A 15119-nucleotide genomic window follows, 5' to 3' on the forward strand; every position below is an offset into this window, starting at 1 on the left:
AAAAGGCGAACGCCTTTTTCTACCCTGGATCTTCTTTCCTCTTTCCTCTCCTTCTTTCCTCATGATTTTCATAAAAAAAGACCTCCCGGATAAAACCGGAAGGCAAGGAGGTTAGAGTGTATAACCTGGGGGGTTCACTATATAGCATACGGGAGAAGGAACAAAAAGGTTTCAAATGTTTATATATAAATTAGCATAAATTTTTTCTATATATTTATAAGTAAAAGGAGTATACTTATGGAATGATTATGCAGCGGATTTGTAAACGATAAAGAAAACAAGAAACACGAAAAGGACGTGTTCCCATTTTATAAAGCGGATGCCGTCCTTTTTCGCTTGGGAAGGAGAGAAAAACATGGATGCGATTATTATTCTGGCAGTTATTATCGTGCTGGGGCTCATGTCAAAAAATGCGGCGGTCTGGATTGCAGCGGCCGGGCTTATGATTCTCCGGTTTCTGCCGAGTGAGCAGCCGCTGAACTGGACCAATCAGTATGGGTTGAAAATCGGTATCGCTATCTTGACGATGGGCGTACTTGCTCCCATTGCGCTTGGCAAGATTACGGCGCTCAATCTGCTTGATACGCTGAAGAGCGGATTGGGGATTGCGGCTATCTTCGTTGGTCTTGGTGTTGCGTATCTGGGTGGACGGGGAGCCGGACTGCTGACGGCGCAGCCTCATATCGTGACGGGCTTACTAATCGGTACGATTCTTGGAGTGGCGCTCTTTCGTGGTGTACCGGTCGGTCCTCTTATCGCTGCCGGTATCTTGGCCTTATTTGCGGATACGCTGAAGTAAGCTATACTGAACGCATGGAGGGTTGACAGATAATGAATGAAGTACAACACACAACCGCTCCACTATTATGGGGCGATAAACGATATCATACATGGAACTATCATCTGCGCCAGCAGTTCGGCGAGAAAGTGTTCAAGGTCATGCTTGATGCGGGGTTTACCTGTCCGAACCGGGACGGTACGATTGCGACGGGAGGCTGCACGTTTTGCAGTGCGCGCGGATCGGGCGATTTTGCCGGCTGGCGGCGCGATGATTTAGTCACGCAGTTTAATGAGGTAAAAGGACGGCAGCACCAAAAATGGCCAAACGCAAAATACATCGGCTATTTCCAGGCATACAGCAATACGTACGCGCCGGTGGATGTACTGCGTGACTATTATGAAGTTATTCTTAAGCAGGAAGACGTGGTTGGGCTGTCCATCGCGACCCGGCCTGACTGTCTGCCGGACGATGTGGTCGAGTTGCTGGCTGAATTAAATAAGAAGACATACCTTTGGGTAGAACTTGGTTTACAGACGATTCATGAATCGACCTCACAACTGATTAACCGTGCGCACGATACGGCATGCTATTATGAAGGCGTAGAGAAGTTGCGCAGGCATGGCATTCGGGTATGCTCGCATATTATTTTCGGTCTGCCGGGTGAAACAGAAGAGATGATGATGGAAACGACACGTGCGGTAGCTGATATGGATGTGCAGGGAATTAAAATTCATCTGCTCCATCTTCTCCGTAAGACGCCGATGGTGAAGCAGTATGAAGCGGGTCTTTTGCAGTTCCTGGAGAAAGATCAATATGTTCGGCTCATCGTAGATGCGCTGGAAATTCTGCCGCCTGACATGATTGTGCACCGTCTGACCGGTGACGGACCGCCTGATTTGCTCATCGGACCGATGTGGAGCCGGAAGAAGTGGGAAGTGTTGAATGCGATTGATGCGGAGTTGAAGCGTAGAGATACATGGCAAGGCAAGAAATATAACAAGAAATAAAGGTGCAAAAACCCCAGAGCTCATGGCTCTGGGGTTTTGAATTGGTTTATGATTGCGGCATTGGAGTCGGCGTCGGTTTCGCGAATCCTTCTTTATATTTGTTATCGATATGTTTGCGAATTTCGAGCAGACTTTTCCCTTCCTGTTTCATGGTGATGGACTCTGCGGCAATGTTTAAGCAGTTGGCGCAGGTTGTGCCGTGCGAATTCCAGACGATTTGCCCGTCCGGCTTCACTTCACGAATGAAGCAGTCACGGTTGCTTTTGTGACCAACGCTCTCGCCGCAGCCGCAGTAGCAGGCCATATGCTCGACCACGCTATGGTTGTGGCCTACCGCCTGATATACTTTTGCAATCTGTGGATCAAATCCTTTAAGGAATGAGGGAAGCTGATCGGGGCCGGAGGTTGTTTCAATAATGTCACCACCCGGTAGCTGCTCTTGATGGGCCGCATGCCCATCGTCATGTGCCGCTTCTTCATTGGAAGAGCAGCCGCTAAGGCCGGATGCGAGCAGTAAAAGGAATATAAAAGCGGTGAAGAACACTTTCTTTGTGCGAAGGTTCATTTTGCCAGGGACCTCCCGTTTTTTTCATTAATTATACCGGAATTAGTCGGTAAATCGTGTGACAAATTGGTCCCATTCTGTTTCTGTGTCCGTATTCATAATTTCATCGTACACTTCCATTATCCATCCTTCGTCATCTTTTGGTTCGGGAAGTGAATTCCCGGTCATCATCTCGGCAGCTCTGTTATCGTTACGCCATTTCTTTTGATAAATTGGAAGGAGTGGACCTATAGCTTCCCGCAGCAATGACACCTCATGCAGAGGGTCGCGCTCGACCCTCGCTTCATAAAGCTCCAGATATTCTTCCTGTGTTTTTGGAGTTTCTCCCTCTTGTAACGATTCGCCGAGAAAAATAGCATGCCGTGCTTTATTTAGTAAATGTCGAATTTGTTCATGGTTCATAGAACAACCTCCATTTTCTTCTATTTTCTCTTGCGGATAACTCCTTCCTATAGTAGCGTATTTTTCAGGGAAGTGCGAGCGGAAAGGGGAAAGATGTGTGGAAGTAGAAAAGAGAATGAACCGACGAAGCTTCCTTAGGCGGCTTGTGGCGGGAATCGGGGGATTGATGCTGCTTGCGGGGTTGGACGCTTTTTTTATTGAGCGTCATATGCTGCGGCGTCAGGATGTTACGGTTCCGTTAGCGGGATTGCCGGATGCATTTAATGGATTTCGCATCGCACACTTCTCTGATCTGCACATCGGTCACGGACTTGCGGCAGATGACCTGGAATCGCTGGTACAGAAGGTGAACAGTGCGAAGCCGGATATGATTGTGTTCACAGGAGATCTGGTGGATGACGGAATGGAAGAGCTTGTGGCAGCGGCGCAGGTGCTGAGCCGTCTGCAAGCCCCATATGGAAAATATGCGGTACTTGGTAATCATGACGTGCGCGGACATGTCGATCCGGATCGTATTATTAAAGCACATCAGGATGCAGGCTTCATCCCGCTTGTTAACCGAAATCTTACGATACGGCACCGTACTGTGGATGAACGGCTTATCGTGGCGGGGCTTGACGATTATTGGAGAGACCCGGATTGGGAGGCGGCGTTCAGCGGTATCGGAAAAGGTGAATGCGTAATTGCGCTTATTCACGAGCCTGATTTGGCGGATCGGGCGAAAGAATATGGGGTAACCCTTCAACTCTCAGGTCACAGTCATGGCGGTCAGGTTCGTCTTCCCTTTGTGGGCGGTGTATTATATCCGCCATATGCCCGCAAATATCCGGACGGATTGCAAAGGGTAGAGAATAGCGAAATGCTCATCCATACCTCGCGCGGGATCGGTACCACGATTTTACCAATCCGGTTTTTATGCCGACCGGAGTGGTATATGTTGACGCTAAGAAAGAAATAGTAAATAAGAGGGTTCAAGAATTTGTGACAATTGAATTTTTGTATTTGATGGTTTTTTTCCAAATTTCGTTTATAATAGGCTTATGAACGCCTACAAAGGAGAGAACTCTTATGTTTTCAAACATCGGATTTCCTGGTCTTATTTTGATTCTTGTGATTGCGCTTATCGTATTTGGACCGAAGAAGCTGCCTGAAATCGGACGTGCTTTCGGACAAACCTTGAAAGAGTTCAAGAACTCCACGCGCGAGTTGACGATGGACGACGATGATGATAAGAAGCCGACGCTGAAAGAGATTAAATAATGGATCTAATATAACATGAACAAGAGGATGCGCACAGCATCCTCTTTTCCTTCGTACCCCAAAAGTCACCCGCCCTTCCTACGATTTTCATGTCGGGGTTGCGGCTCATGGTGGTTTTCTGAGTTTTTAGCACGATTTTTTCTTTTTTTAGTCTCTGTACTTTTTATAGTAAGTGGCGTATAATATGAAGTTGTAAACATAAAGAGCGGTGATATAGTAGAATTTATCCGATTTTGATTCGTAATCTGTCCCTTGTGCATTCGATTGTGCCAGGGCTTTTTGTTTTGTTTGTACTGAAAGTTAAAGAAAGGAAGTTGAGCGTCCATGGAAATATGGAAGCGAAATTTATATATATTGTGGTTTGCACAGTTTATGGTATTGGCGGCAATGAACTTAATCATTCCGTTTCTGCCGCTTTTCCTGCAGCATGATTTAGGAGTGAGCGATCCTGTGCTGGCACAGCGGTGGACCGGATGGATTTTCGCGGCGAACTTCCTGACCGCGTTTCTTGTGGCGCCTCTCTGGGGAAAGCTGTCAGACAAGACGGGTCGTAAAGTCATGCTGCTTCGCTCCGGTATCGGCATGTCAATCATAACATTGTGTATGGGGTTCGTTGCATCCCCGGTACAATTGCTCGGATTGCGCCTCTTAAACGGATTGATTTCCGGATTCGTTCCGGCGGCGGTGGCGCTTGTATCGACCAATACGCCAAAGGAGAAGACCGGCTATGCGCTTGGATTCCTCCAGTCCGGTGCTGTGGCGGGTACGATTCTGGGGCCGCTCCTCGGCGGACTGCTGGCGGAATGGGTTACATTTCGGAATATTTTCCGGGTGACCGGGCTGCTGCTGTTTGGGGCGGCAATGCTTGTGCTGCTGTTTGTTCGTGAAATTAATAAACCGCAGCCGAAGCCGAAAGCGGAGCTGGCTTTGAACAAAGAAACCGGGTTTCGTAAAATCCTCCATACGTCTCCGCTGCCCGGTTTGTTTTTGACCGGATTTCTTATCCAGTTTGCGATGATGAGTACGAATCCGTTCATGTCTTCGTACGTACAGGAGCTATGGCGCGGTGGGGCGTTCATGTCACTGATGGTCGGTGTGGTTATCTCGGTGTCCGGTATCTCGACCATACTATTCTCGCCGCTGCTTGGCAAATGGGGCGATAAAATCGGTTCTCAGTACGTACTGCTAATCTGTCTTATAGGAATGGTTGTATTCTTCGTTCCGCAGGGGCTTGTGCATTCGGTATGGCCGCTGATGGTGCTGCGTTTTCTGCTTGGCATGTGCATCGGGGGACTGATTCCCTCGGTTAACAATCTGATTCGCAAGCATGCGCCGGAAGGAATGGAGAGCCAGACGTTCGCGTACAGTACGAGCGCGATGAATCTGGGGAATCTGCTCGGGCCGATAGCAGGAGGCGCGTTGAGCGGCGCGATTGGCCTGCATGGCCTCTTCTTTATGGCAGCGACGCTTTTCCTAATGAATACGTTATGGGTGAAATATACGCTGCACCGTACACAGACCCCGCGCGCGCTGTTGTCTCATGTGCTGCATACCAAATCATAAAACGACGCAAAAAAAAGCGGGTGGAACGTTTTGTTCTTCACCCGTTTTTTATGTGTTCCTTTTATTTTAATAAATCAGCATATGGAGCTAAATCGATTTTGCTGGCTTCTAAGGCTGTTACTGCCCGTTCTTTGTCAGGGGCGGCGATGATGTATCCGCGTACGACATGATCCTGGTTTACTTCTTCTGCACCCGCTTCCTGGGCCACTTGTTCTACCTTGTTTTTAATCGATTTTTTCGCCATCGGGCGTACAAAAACCGGCAGCGGTTTCATGAGTTCATCAAGAAGCTGGGTTGAATCGTCTTGCCATTTCATTTTTTGAACATCCTTTCTGGATATGTACTTACTACTTATTATACCTTCCATAGTGGAAAATTAGAAGGAAAACCAGGGGTTATTTGGAAAGACCGAGCAGTACTTCCATGTCAGCCACCGTATTTTCACCCCAATAAGAAGCAAGCAGGTCGCGTGCCCACATCCAGGCCGGAACATAGCCTGTTTTGGCAAAATACTCATCAGGCGTATTTTTTGGCCGTCGTTTCGGATTGACGCATGAATAGCGGTGGCGATAATAATCCCCCCAGCGGCTGAACCGCTCCGTTTCGCTTGTCAGTGCGGTAACAAGCAGGCCGAGGTCGGATTCGATAATCTCCAATGGAAAGAGGGAGCAGCTAAACGGTTTAAGCTTGGCCGGATCGAGCTTCCGCTCAAGAGCGTAGCGATGAATGGCGCATAATCGTTTCCCGTTATCTTCAATTAAATAAAGACAGTCTCCCTTGTATTTGCGGATAGACGGATAGTAATTCGTATCAGCCGTCTGTTCATATAATCCCTTTTCTCTGGCCTCCTCCGCACGTCCGTCGTCCCCATAGGCCTCAAGGATGGTAAAGGCGTGTTCTTCGAATAAAGTCAGATTGTCGCCGTGCATGGAGTACGGCTGTCCCTGCTCGCAGCAATTGTGTCCATGCACAAGGTGGCAGTGGAAGCAATCGAGATTGACCGGCGCAAGCAGCGCCTGCGTATCAATCAAGTACTCTCCATGGCGAATAATTGTCTTATTCAGGCGTGGTACGATGTATTCGTATACAGCGAGTGCATCGCTGAATTTCAGTTGTTCCGGCGTTCCGTAATAACGGCTGCGCATATCATTTCCCGCTTTCCGATTACTCATTTTCCTTCATGATAACGAAAAATGTTATGTATAGCTACTCTCTGCATGATATGATATACTTTACAGAAAAAAATAATCAATTCAGAATAATGGATTAAAGGAGTAAATGAGAGAGTACGTGAAGGGGAGGATGACGAAGCGTTGAAGGGTCAAGTTTTTATCTATGATACAACTTTGCGGGACGGCACCCAGGGAGAAGGTGTTAGTCTCTCGGTGGATGACAAGCTGAAAATCGCAAAAAAGCTGGACCAGCTTGGCGTCCATTATATTGAAGGCGGTTGGCCCGGCAGCAATCCGAAGGATATGGAGTTTTTTCTGCGGGCTCGGGAGTTGAATTTGAAACATGCGAAAATTACCGCATTCGGCAGCACGCGCCGATTCGGCATAACGGCGGATGCTGATGCGAATTTGAATATGATTATCGAGAGCGGTGTCGAAGCTGTTGCGATCTTCGGAAAAAGCTGGGATTTCCATGTTACCGAAGCACTGGGCACTACACTCGAAGAGAACTTGAATATGATTTATGAATCTGTTCGGTTCCTCAAAGAAAAAGGACTGGAAGTTATCTACGATGCGGAACACTTCTTCGATGGATACAAGCACAACTCTGAGTATGCACTGGCGACGTTACGCCGGGCGGCGGATGCCGGAGCGGATTGGTTGACGCTGTGTGACACGAACGGCGGCTCGCTGCCGCACGAGATTAGCGAGATTGTGACGCGCGTAAAAGAAACGGTGGAAACACCGGTCGGTATTCATTGTCACAACGATGGAGAACTCGCCGTCGCGAATTCGCTGGCGGCGGTAGCGGCGGGGGCGACGCAGGTGCAGGGCACAATTAATGGATTCGGCGAACGATGTGGTAACGCTAATCTAATCTCGATCATTCCTAATCTGCAGCTTAAGCTCGGTTACGCCTGTGTACCGGAAGAACAGTTGAAACAGTTGACCAATACGTCACGCTACGTGTATGAAATCGCCAATATTATGCCGCCGAATGTTCAGCCGTTCGTCGGACAGAGCGCGTTTGCACACAAAGGCGGAATGCATGTGAGCGCGATCTTGAAAGCGGCGGAGACGTACGAGCATATTAAACCGGAAGCGGTTGGCAATACACGTCGCGTACTTGTGTCAGAACTATCCGGACAAAGCAACCTGCTCTTTAAAGCCCAGGAGCTTAATATCGATCTGGATAAGAATACACCGGAAGGCCGTGCAATTATCCAGCAGGTAAAAGAGCTGGAGCATCAGGGCTACCAGTATGAGGGAGCCGAGGCTTCATTCGAGCTTCTTGTACGCAAAGGTCTGGGAGAGTACGAAGAGGTATTTACGGTAGAGTCATTCAAGGTACTGATGGAGAAAATCGGGGACCATGATGCCGTAACCGAAGCGACGGTGAAAATAAAAGTAAACGGACAGACGGTGCATACCGTCGCAGAAGGAAACGGACCGGTCAATGCGCTCGATAACGCGCTGCGCAAAGCCATCGAAGCGTTCTTCCCTGATATTAAAGAGATGTATTTGACCGATTATAAGGTGCGTGTGCTGAGCGAGCAGGATGCAACCGCCTCGAAAGTGCGTGTGCTCATAGAATCGACGCGGGACGGTAAGGATAGTTGGAGTACGGTAGGTGTATCGGCGAACGTAATTGAAGCGAGTTGGGAGGCATTGCTTGACAGTATGCGCTACGCGCTGATGGGACGCCACGGGGAAGCGGCGGAGATTGCATTGAAAGAGACGGAGCGTCAAGGAATATTAAATCATTAAAGGAAAAAGAATAAAGCCGGTAAAAAGGGTGAGCCAGTCCCTTTTTCCGGCTTTTTAAATTTCGGTTTTCATTGTTCCGTATAGCGTTTTAGGATACGGTCGACTACGATATCATATTCTGCCAATTCTTCGCGAACGAAAGACGGCAATGTCATTATTTGCTCATTCCCTCCATTGGGCTGCTGGCCTGGGCGTACCGTTTCTTCGGAATTCGGCCTGCTTCATATCCCAGCCGGCCCGCCTTGATTGCCAACATCATCGCTTCCGCCATTTTCACAGAGTCTTTGGCGCCGGCCACGGCCGTATTCAGCAGTACGCCGTCAGCGCCTAATTCCATCGCAATCACCGCGTCGGACGGAGTTCCGATTCCGGCGTCGACGATAATCGGAACGGTGGCTTCCTCGATGATGATGCTCAGATTGAGCGGATTGAGAATCCCCTGGCCGCTGCCAATCGGCGATGCGCCCGGCATGACCGCATGCGCACCGGCTTCCTGCAGGTGACGTGCCAATACGGGATCGTCATTCGTGTAAGGCAATACGATGAATCCGTCTTCGACCAGAATTCTGGTCGCCTCCAGTGTCGCGATCGGGTCAGGGAGCAGGGTTTTCGTATCCGCAATCACTTCCACCTTGATCATATCGCATAATCCGGATGCACGGGCAAGGCGGGCGATGCGCACTGCTTCCTCGGCTGTGCTTGCGCCGGCCGTATTGGGCAGCAGCTTGTATTTTTGCAGGTCCAACTGTTCCAAAAAGTTCGGCTGTGCCGGATCATAGATGTTCATCCGACGCACGGCAAACGTTAAGATTTCTGTTCCCGAGACTTCCACCGCCCGGCGCTGTATATCGAAATTCGGGAATTTGCCCGTGCCGAGCAGCAGGCGGGATGAGAATTCATAAGGTCCGATTCGAAGCATGATGATCAACCTCCACCAACAAAATGTACAAGCTCAATTGTGTCGCCGTCCGTGATACTTCTTGCGGCATGCTGTTCTTTTTGCAGGATGTCGCGGTTAATTTCTACAACCACGATGCGATCTGCAAGACGCAGATATTCCAGCAACTGCTGGACATTCCCGACCGTGTCAGGAATGGTTTGCATCTCGCCGTTAATTGTTATATTCATAGGCGTACCTCCTTAGATTTACAGGATGGGATGAACATGACGTCTGTCGGTGAAAGGCGCAAGCGGGATATCAAGCGTTTCACCTGTCACCATGCGGGCAATCATTTCACCGGTCAGCGGGCTTAAAAGAATCCCGTTGCGGTAGTGCCCGGTCGCCGCCAGCAGGTTCGCAAAAGACGATACCGGTCCGAAATACGGGAGGCCGTCTTTGGTCTGTGGCCGCAGACTGGCCCATGTCTTTTCAAGCGGGCAGTCTTTTAAGGCGGGCAGAAGACGAACGGCTTTTGTCATGAGCTGCTGCAGGCCGTCAATTGTCAGCCGATTATCAAACCCGCAGTCTGCAGAGGAAGCACCGACGAGCAGACGGTTTCCGTCTTTCGGAACAATGTAGCATCCGTGCGAATAGATCGTTTTTTCGATCCGCTGCGGCATAGAAAGCACGGAGAACGCTTCCCCTTTAATAGGGAAAACGGAGAGCGGCAGGCCGAGCGTATGCGCCAGACGGCCGCTCCATGCTCCGGCAGCAAGCACGTAATGATCGGCCGTAAACCGGCCCTGTGTCGTCACAACCCCTGTAATCCGGCTGTCTGTATGCTCGATGTCAAGCACCTCACATCGTTCCAGAAGCCTGGCACCGCCCTTTGCTGCGGCAACCGCAAACGCCCTTGTCAAATCCGGTGCCGAGACCTGGATATCGTCCGGCAGGTAAAGAGCGCCCGTAATTTCATCGCTTACCGCCGGCTCCATCCGTCTGACGTCCGTTTTGTCCATCCACTCGGCTTGAAGGCCCATCGCCTGTTGCCAGGCACCGCGTTTTTTTAGCGTGTCGGCTTCTTCTTCCGTCCAGGCGATACGAAGCATACCTGCATTGTTCAAGCCGATATCGACGCCGGAAGCCTGATATAGCTCTCGGGCGATTTCTGTAAACATAGCGCGGCTGCGCAGAGAAAGATCTACTAATGGACCCGGCTCGGTAAACTCGACCTGAGCGCCGAGCATGCCGCCTGCCGCCCCTGATGCATGCGCCCCGATCGTATCTTTCTCCAACAAGGTGACTGTTTTGCCCCTTTTTGTCAGTTGATAGGCAATAGAGACGCCGATGACACCGCCACCGATGATGACAACATCCTGCTTGATCATTTAACACCCTCCATTTTTGCCATGGGCCACGCGCATCTGGGCGATACACGGACATTCTGCATGGCCTGTTGAAATTGCTGGGCAGAAAGCATAGGGTCCCTGGCAAGCATAATGGCTGACAGTACGGCAATTCCGGCACAGCCCGTCGCCAGCGTATCCGGCGCATTGTTAGGCGTAATGCCGCCCAATGCAATAACGGGCAGATTGACGCTTTCCACGATCTCCTGCAAAGCCGCAAGTCCCCGACCGGCCTGGCCAGGCTTGGAAGCCGAGGCGAAGACATGGCCGAACAGCACATAATCGGCGCCTGACACTTCCGCAGCTTTTGCTTCCGTGACGCTGTGGACAGAGACACCGATAAGCCTATGCGGAGCCAGACGGCGAATGACGCCGGCAGGCAGGCTGTGATACGCGGCTTGAATGGCAGCGGCTCCGCTCGCAAGCGCTACATCCACCCGATCGTTTACCGCAAGTTTGGTGCATGGCAGACCGGTCGCAACCAAATCCTGTGTCCATTCCCATAACTCCCGAGCGGTTCGCTGTTTTTCGCGCAGGTGGAACATGGTAATATACGGGTGAATACGCGCCACAACCCTGCGGACGTCTGAAAGTGATTGCGTACCGCTGCTGATGACGTGAAGAGCATGTGCCATGTGCATTCCTCTCCCCCTTCCTTCTTTTCTCATGATTTTCACAGAAAAGGCCGGGACCCTATTATGGGACCCGGCCTGATACGTCAATGACAAACGCTTTTATGCCGACTACTTTCCTACGCTGGTACGAACCAGATCAGGTCCCAAGGGTTTAGAAACTTCAACGCGTTTCATTCTCAGCCCGGCTCCTCGGGATCCCCTAGTAGTGCTTTCTATTAAAATTTCTTCTATTATAATCAATTGTAATGAAAAAGAGAAGAAGGGATATAAAAAACTTAATAAAAGGTAAAATAGTCTGAATTATGATATAATTTTTCTGCATAATCAAGTGAAAGGGTGAGCAAAGATTGAAAGCTATCGAATTATTCCCACACGTCAACGATTTGCGCGATCGTTTCTTTCCGGCCTATCGGGAATTAACAGCGGATCTCCTTGAACAAAAACCTCAAGGGGTGCCTAACTCTATCGGATTTCATCTGCGGCATATCGCACAGGCGGAAGATTGGTTCGTTCAAGGCATTATTCTTGGACAGGAAGCGGCACCCAAGCGGAAAGCGGAGCTTGCGACAATCGCCGATATTCTTGCTTATCTAGAAGGAACGCGTGAGCATACGCTAAACGTACTTCGCGAAATGGAAGTATCGAAATTGGCCACGCCATTTACTATGCCGGAAGGCTATCGCGGCGCGAAAATCGATAATCCAACTTTCTCTTGGCTGTTCCATCGAATGTTCGACCATGAAGTTTACCACCTGGCGCAGGTAAATATGACGCTGCGTCTGCTGGGCAAAGAACCGCCGGCGATGTAATAACTTTCCTCCCTCTGAGGTACTATACTAATAGCTTGCTTGCTGACTATTACGCAGGAGCGGAGGGACAATATTGAAGGTAAAAAAAACGACAAACGACGCATTTCGTAAAATATGGCTGTACCGCTTAAAGGATAGGAAAGTGATGGTGCTGCGTCAGGCGATGGAAGTGGATGCGCCGAAGATTATCGAGCGGTTGCGCCGCGTACTTGACGATGGCGTTTATCTGGAGGAAGAGAAGGATACGATGAATAGTCCGCAAGAAGAGGCGGCGTTCATTCGCCAGATGAAAGAAGAGGGCAGCATGTATACGGTCGCTGAAATTAGCGACGCGATAGCCGGTGTGGCCCAGATCAAACGCGGACAGCTAGAGATGAATCGGCATATCGGTACGTTCCGCATCTGGCTCGGCCCCGGATTTCAGGGATACGGTATCGGATCCAAGCTGATGGATTATTCGCTGCAGTGGGCCAAGCACCATGGACTGGAGAAAGTCTGTCTTGACGTATTTGCCGATAATGAAAGAGCAATAGATATGTACAAAAAATACGGATTCGTAGTGGAAGGATACCGTAAAGACCAGTTTATACTGGATGGTAAACATGTGGACGAGGTATTTATGAGTAAATTCTTATAGAAGAAGCACAGGTGCGCAGCGCTATTCGGCCGGCCGCGCCTGTTTTCTTTTTTCGGGTAGCGATCAGAAGCGGAAATCGGGTAGAATAAGAAATAGTTTGTTTTAGCAGAGAAAGGAAGGAAATCATGAATTCATTTACTGCTTTTCAGCTGAAACCGGAAATTCTGCAGGGGATTGCCGATTTGTATTATAAAGAACCGACCCCGATTCAAGCGCAGGCCATTCCGCTGGCTCTCGAAGGAAAAGATGTCATCGGGCAGGCCCAGACTGGAACCGGCAAAACGGCGGCCTTCGTCATTCCGATGCTCCAAATGCTGGAGCTGGATAAAAAAGACGTGCAGGCGCTGATTATGACGCCGACCCGTGAGTTGGCGATGCAGATCACAGACGATATAGCCGAGTTGGGCAAGCATTTGGGCGTTAACGTACTCTCGCTGCACGGCGGTCAGGACATTACACGCCAGATTAGTAAGCTTTCGGGACAGGTGCATATCGTGGTAGGCACGCCGGGCCGAATTCTTGACCACCTGCGCCGGGAGACACTTCATTTCGGACGGATTAAAATGCTTGTGCTCGATGAAGCGGACAAAATGCTCGAGATGGGCTTTCTCGAAGAAGTAGAAGAAGTCTTCATCCAAACAGCGCAGCAAAAACAAGTGCTCCTGTTCTCTGCGACCATTCCGGATGAAGTGCGTCGTCTGGCCCACCGTTTCATGAATCAACCGCAGATTGTCCGGGTCGAGAAGCGGCAGATGACGGCGGAAAACACAAAAGAATCTTATTATGTAGTGAACCAAAGCGACAAGCTTGATGTGCTGCTGGAACTGGTCAAAGATGCCCGTCCGTATCTAGCCGTGATCTTTGCGAATACAAAACAGCGCGTCAACGAGCTGGTGCGCAGCTTGCAGGAGAACGGCATTGAAGCGGAAGCGCTGCACGGCGATTTAACCCAGAAGAAGCGGGAACAGATTATGGACCGGTTCCGCGAAGCCAAATTCCAGTATCTCGTCGCGACGGATATTGCGGCGCGCGGCCTGGACGTGGCAGGCATTACGCATGTGTTTAACTACGACATGCCGTCCGATTTGGAGAGCTATATCCATCGCGTAGGCAGAACCGGCCGGGCCGGGCAGGAAGGAGAAGCCATTTCGCTGATTTCCCCTCGTCAGAAACAGTGGTTTACCCGTTTCTCGCGCGCCATTAGCGGCGGTGTCGAGCAGAAGTTTCTCGGGGGCAAAAAACGTGAAGAACGTAAGGCCCGCAAGGTGGTTCGAGATACGAACGATGGCATTCAGGAAGCACGGACAGAGGACCGCAGTGCGGAGAAAAAGCCGGCACCTGCGTTAGGAGGAGGCCGGGCTAAAGCGAAACCTAGAAAGATTAAACCTGGATACAAGAAAAAAATGCAGGCTGAAAGAGAAAAGCAGCAGCGCAAAGAGCGCCGCAAAGCCATTCAAGAAGTATACAGAACACGCAAGAAAAAATAAACGAACCGGGATGGCAGAATGACGTCATCCCGGTTTTGTTTATTTCGCAAGTAAGCCGAGTACCCAGCGGCACCAGGCAATCTCTTCTTCCTCCTGTTTCAGTTTTCGGCAGAAGAGAAGGTAGCGCCCGAAATGACGGGAAGTAATGCTTTCAATTTCATCCCCGTATTCTTCTTTCATTTTCTTGATTTCTTCTTTGCGAAATGCAATTTTTTCCTCATAAGCGGTCATGCGTTCATGAAAAAGGCGTTGTGCCGTATCCTTATCCGTTAGCCAGATGGAATACACCTTGGCCAGAAATTCATCCCGGATGACGGGGGGAGCGGGCGATTTGCGGGTCCACTCTGCAAGCAGCGTTTTTCCTTTATCGGTAATCGAATAGATTTTTTTATCCGGTTTCCCGGTTTGTTTTACATAAACAAATGTGACAAGCCCGTCTTGTTCAAGCTTCATAAGCAGCGGATACACTTGGCTGTGTTTGGCCTGCCAGAATACTTCCAGCAGTTGCGTTAATTCGTAGCCTGAGCAGGGCTTTCGCACAAGCATGCCAAGCAGAGCGTAGCCTAAAGCATTCATTCTTTTCCTCCCTTATTATTCATATGAGCAAGATTATATATATAAATATTGACATATGCAAACAGAGCACATTATACTAAAACACACTGTTCTATATATAAAAAATTACATATATAATTACTTTAACAAACTATGAATACAGGCATATTTCTAATCTCAGCATTTCATACTG

At 49.6% G+C, this 15119-nt stretch carries 18 protein-coding genes and 1 riboswitch; of the genes, 9 read left to right on the forward strand and 9 right to left on the reverse strand.

Going from position 1 to position 15119, the window contains the following annotated elements; all coding sequences use genetic code 11:
- The first annotated feature begins 355 nt into the window (after positions 1–355).
- Positions 356–799: a DUF441 domain-containing protein gene (locus B2899_RS06235; RefSeq protein ID WP_286884526.1), complete on the forward strand. Its 444-nt coding sequence runs from the start codon at positions 356–358 to the stop codon at positions 797–799.
- Positions 800–831: 32 nt separating this feature from the next.
- On the forward strand, positions 832–1788 hold the full coding sequence (locus B2899_RS06240; RefSeq protein ID WP_146812043.1) for a TIGR01212 family radical SAM protein: 957 nt from the start codon (positions 832–834) through the stop codon (positions 1786–1788).
- Positions 1789–1834: 46 nt separating this feature from the next.
- On the opposite strand, the gene B2899_RS06245 is transcribed toward B2899_RS06240, so the two are convergent.
- Positions 1835–2353, reverse strand: coding sequence for a PCYCGC motif-containing (lipo)protein (locus tag B2899_RS06245; protein WP_286884528.1), 519 nt, complete (start codon positions 2351–2353; stop codon positions 1835–1837).
- Positions 2354–2395: 42 nt separating this feature from the next.
- The gene (locus tag B2899_RS06250) at positions 2396–2755 is read right to left on the reverse strand and encodes a hypothetical protein (RefSeq protein ID WP_146810219.1); all 360 of its coding nucleotides are present in this window, start codon (positions 2753–2755) and stop codon (positions 2396–2398) included.
- 97 nt (positions 2756–2852) lie between these two features.
- Here B2899_RS06250 and B2899_RS06255 point away from each other — a divergent pair, with 97 nt between their 5' ends.
- The 3 genes from B2899_RS06255 (at position 2853) to B2899_RS06265 (ending at position 5578) form a co-directional block, all read left to right on the forward strand.
- Positions 2853–3713 (forward strand): metallophosphoesterase, encoded by an 861-nt coding sequence (locus tag B2899_RS06255; RefSeq protein ID WP_146810218.1) that lies wholly within the window; start codon positions 2853–2855, stop codon positions 3711–3713.
- A 110-nt stretch (positions 3714–3823) separates the two neighbouring features.
- Entirely contained in the window at positions 3824–4015 is a 192-nt protein-coding gene (locus B2899_RS06260; RefSeq protein WP_146810217.1) for a twin-arginine translocase TatA/TatE family subunit, read from the forward strand.
- A 324-nt stretch (positions 4016–4339) separates the two neighbouring features.
- Positions 4340–5578, forward strand: coding sequence for an MFS transporter (locus B2899_RS06265; protein ID WP_146810216.1), 1239 nt, complete (start codon positions 4340–4342; stop codon positions 5576–5578).
- A gap of 61 nt (positions 5579–5639) precedes the next feature.
- Here B2899_RS06265 and B2899_RS06270 read toward each other — a convergent pair whose 3' ends face one another.
- Both B2899_RS06270 and B2899_RS06275 read right to left on the reverse strand, forming a co-directional pair.
- On the reverse strand, positions 5640–5894 hold the full coding sequence (locus tag B2899_RS06270) for a DUF2621 family protein (RefSeq protein WP_170230253.1): 255 nt from the start codon (positions 5892–5894) through the stop codon (positions 5640–5642).
- Positions 5895–5973: 79 nt separating this feature from the next.
- Positions 5974–6723, reverse strand: coding sequence for a DUF3109 family protein (locus B2899_RS06275; protein ID WP_286884529.1), 750 nt, complete (start codon positions 6721–6723; stop codon positions 5974–5976).
- A gap of 168 nt (positions 6724–6891) precedes the next feature.
- Here B2899_RS06275 and cimA point away from each other — a divergent pair, with 168 nt between their 5' ends.
- Positions 6892–8517 carry a citramalate synthase gene (gene cimA / locus B2899_RS06280; RefSeq protein ID WP_146810213.1) on the forward strand — a complete coding sequence of 542 codons (1626 nt, stop codon included), beginning with the start codon at positions 6892–6894 and terminating at the stop codon, positions 8515–8517.
- 154 nt (positions 8518–8671) lie between these two features.
- Here the strand turns inward: cimA and B2899_RS06285 are convergent, their stop codons facing one another.
- The 4 genes from B2899_RS06285 to B2899_RS06300 are packed head-to-tail and all read right to left on the reverse strand — an operon-like array spanning position 8672 to position 11444.
- Positions 8672–9436, reverse strand: a complete 765-nt coding sequence (locus B2899_RS06285) for a thiazole synthase (RefSeq protein ID WP_286884531.1) — start codon at positions 9434–9436, stop codon at positions 8672–8674.
- Between the two features lie 5 nt (positions 9437–9441).
- Positions 9442–9645, reverse strand: coding sequence for a sulfur carrier protein ThiS (thiS, locus tag B2899_RS06290; RefSeq protein ID WP_286884532.1), 204 nt, complete (start codon positions 9643–9645; stop codon positions 9442–9444).
- 18 nt (positions 9646–9663) lie between these two features.
- Complete coding sequence (thiO, locus tag B2899_RS06295; protein WP_286884533.1) at positions 9664–10785, reverse strand: glycine oxidase ThiO; 1122 nt, start codon at positions 10783–10785, stop codon at positions 9664–9666.
- On the reverse strand, positions 10782–11444 hold the full coding sequence (locus B2899_RS06300) for a thiamine phosphate synthase (RefSeq protein WP_286884535.1): 663 nt from the start codon (positions 11442–11444) through the stop codon (positions 10782–10784). The genes thiO and B2899_RS06300 overlap by 4 nt, the downstream gene beginning before the upstream one ends.
- Positions 11445–11534: 90 nt before the next feature.
- Positions 11535–11649, reverse strand: a riboswitch (TPP riboswitch).
- Positions 11650–11785: 136 nt separating this feature from the next.
- Between B2899_RS06300 and B2899_RS06305 the strand changes: the two genes are divergently transcribed.
- The 3 genes from B2899_RS06305 to B2899_RS06315 all read left to right on the forward strand — a co-directional run bounded on the left by B2899_RS06305 (position 11786) and on the right by B2899_RS06315 (position 14371).
- Complete coding sequence (locus B2899_RS06305; protein WP_286884536.1) at positions 11786–12247, forward strand: DinB family protein; 462 nt, start codon at positions 11786–11788, stop codon at positions 12245–12247.
- A 73-nt stretch (positions 12248–12320) separates the two neighbouring features.
- The gene (locus tag B2899_RS06310; RefSeq protein ID WP_286884537.1) at positions 12321–12884 is read left to right on the forward strand and encodes a GNAT family N-acetyltransferase; all 564 of its coding nucleotides are present in this window, start codon (positions 12321–12323) and stop codon (positions 12882–12884) included.
- 125 nt (positions 12885–13009) lie between these two features.
- The gene (locus B2899_RS06315; protein WP_246147319.1) at positions 13010–14371 is read left to right on the forward strand and encodes a DEAD/DEAH box helicase; all 1362 of its coding nucleotides are present in this window, start codon (positions 13010–13012) and stop codon (positions 14369–14371) included.
- Between the two features lie 39 nt (positions 14372–14410).
- Here the strand turns inward: B2899_RS06315 and B2899_RS06320 are convergent, their stop codons facing one another.
- Complete coding sequence (locus tag B2899_RS06320) at positions 14411–14947, reverse strand: PadR family transcriptional regulator (protein ID WP_286884539.1); 537 nt, start codon at positions 14945–14947, stop codon at positions 14411–14413.
- Between the last annotated feature and the right edge of the window lie 172 nt (positions 14948–15119).

It is taken from the genome of Aneurinibacillus sp. UBA3580 (assembly GCF_002375825.1).
GTDB classification, from domain to species: domain Bacteria; phylum Bacillota; class Bacilli; order Aneurinibacillales; family Aneurinibacillaceae; genus Aneurinibacillus; species Aneurinibacillus danicus.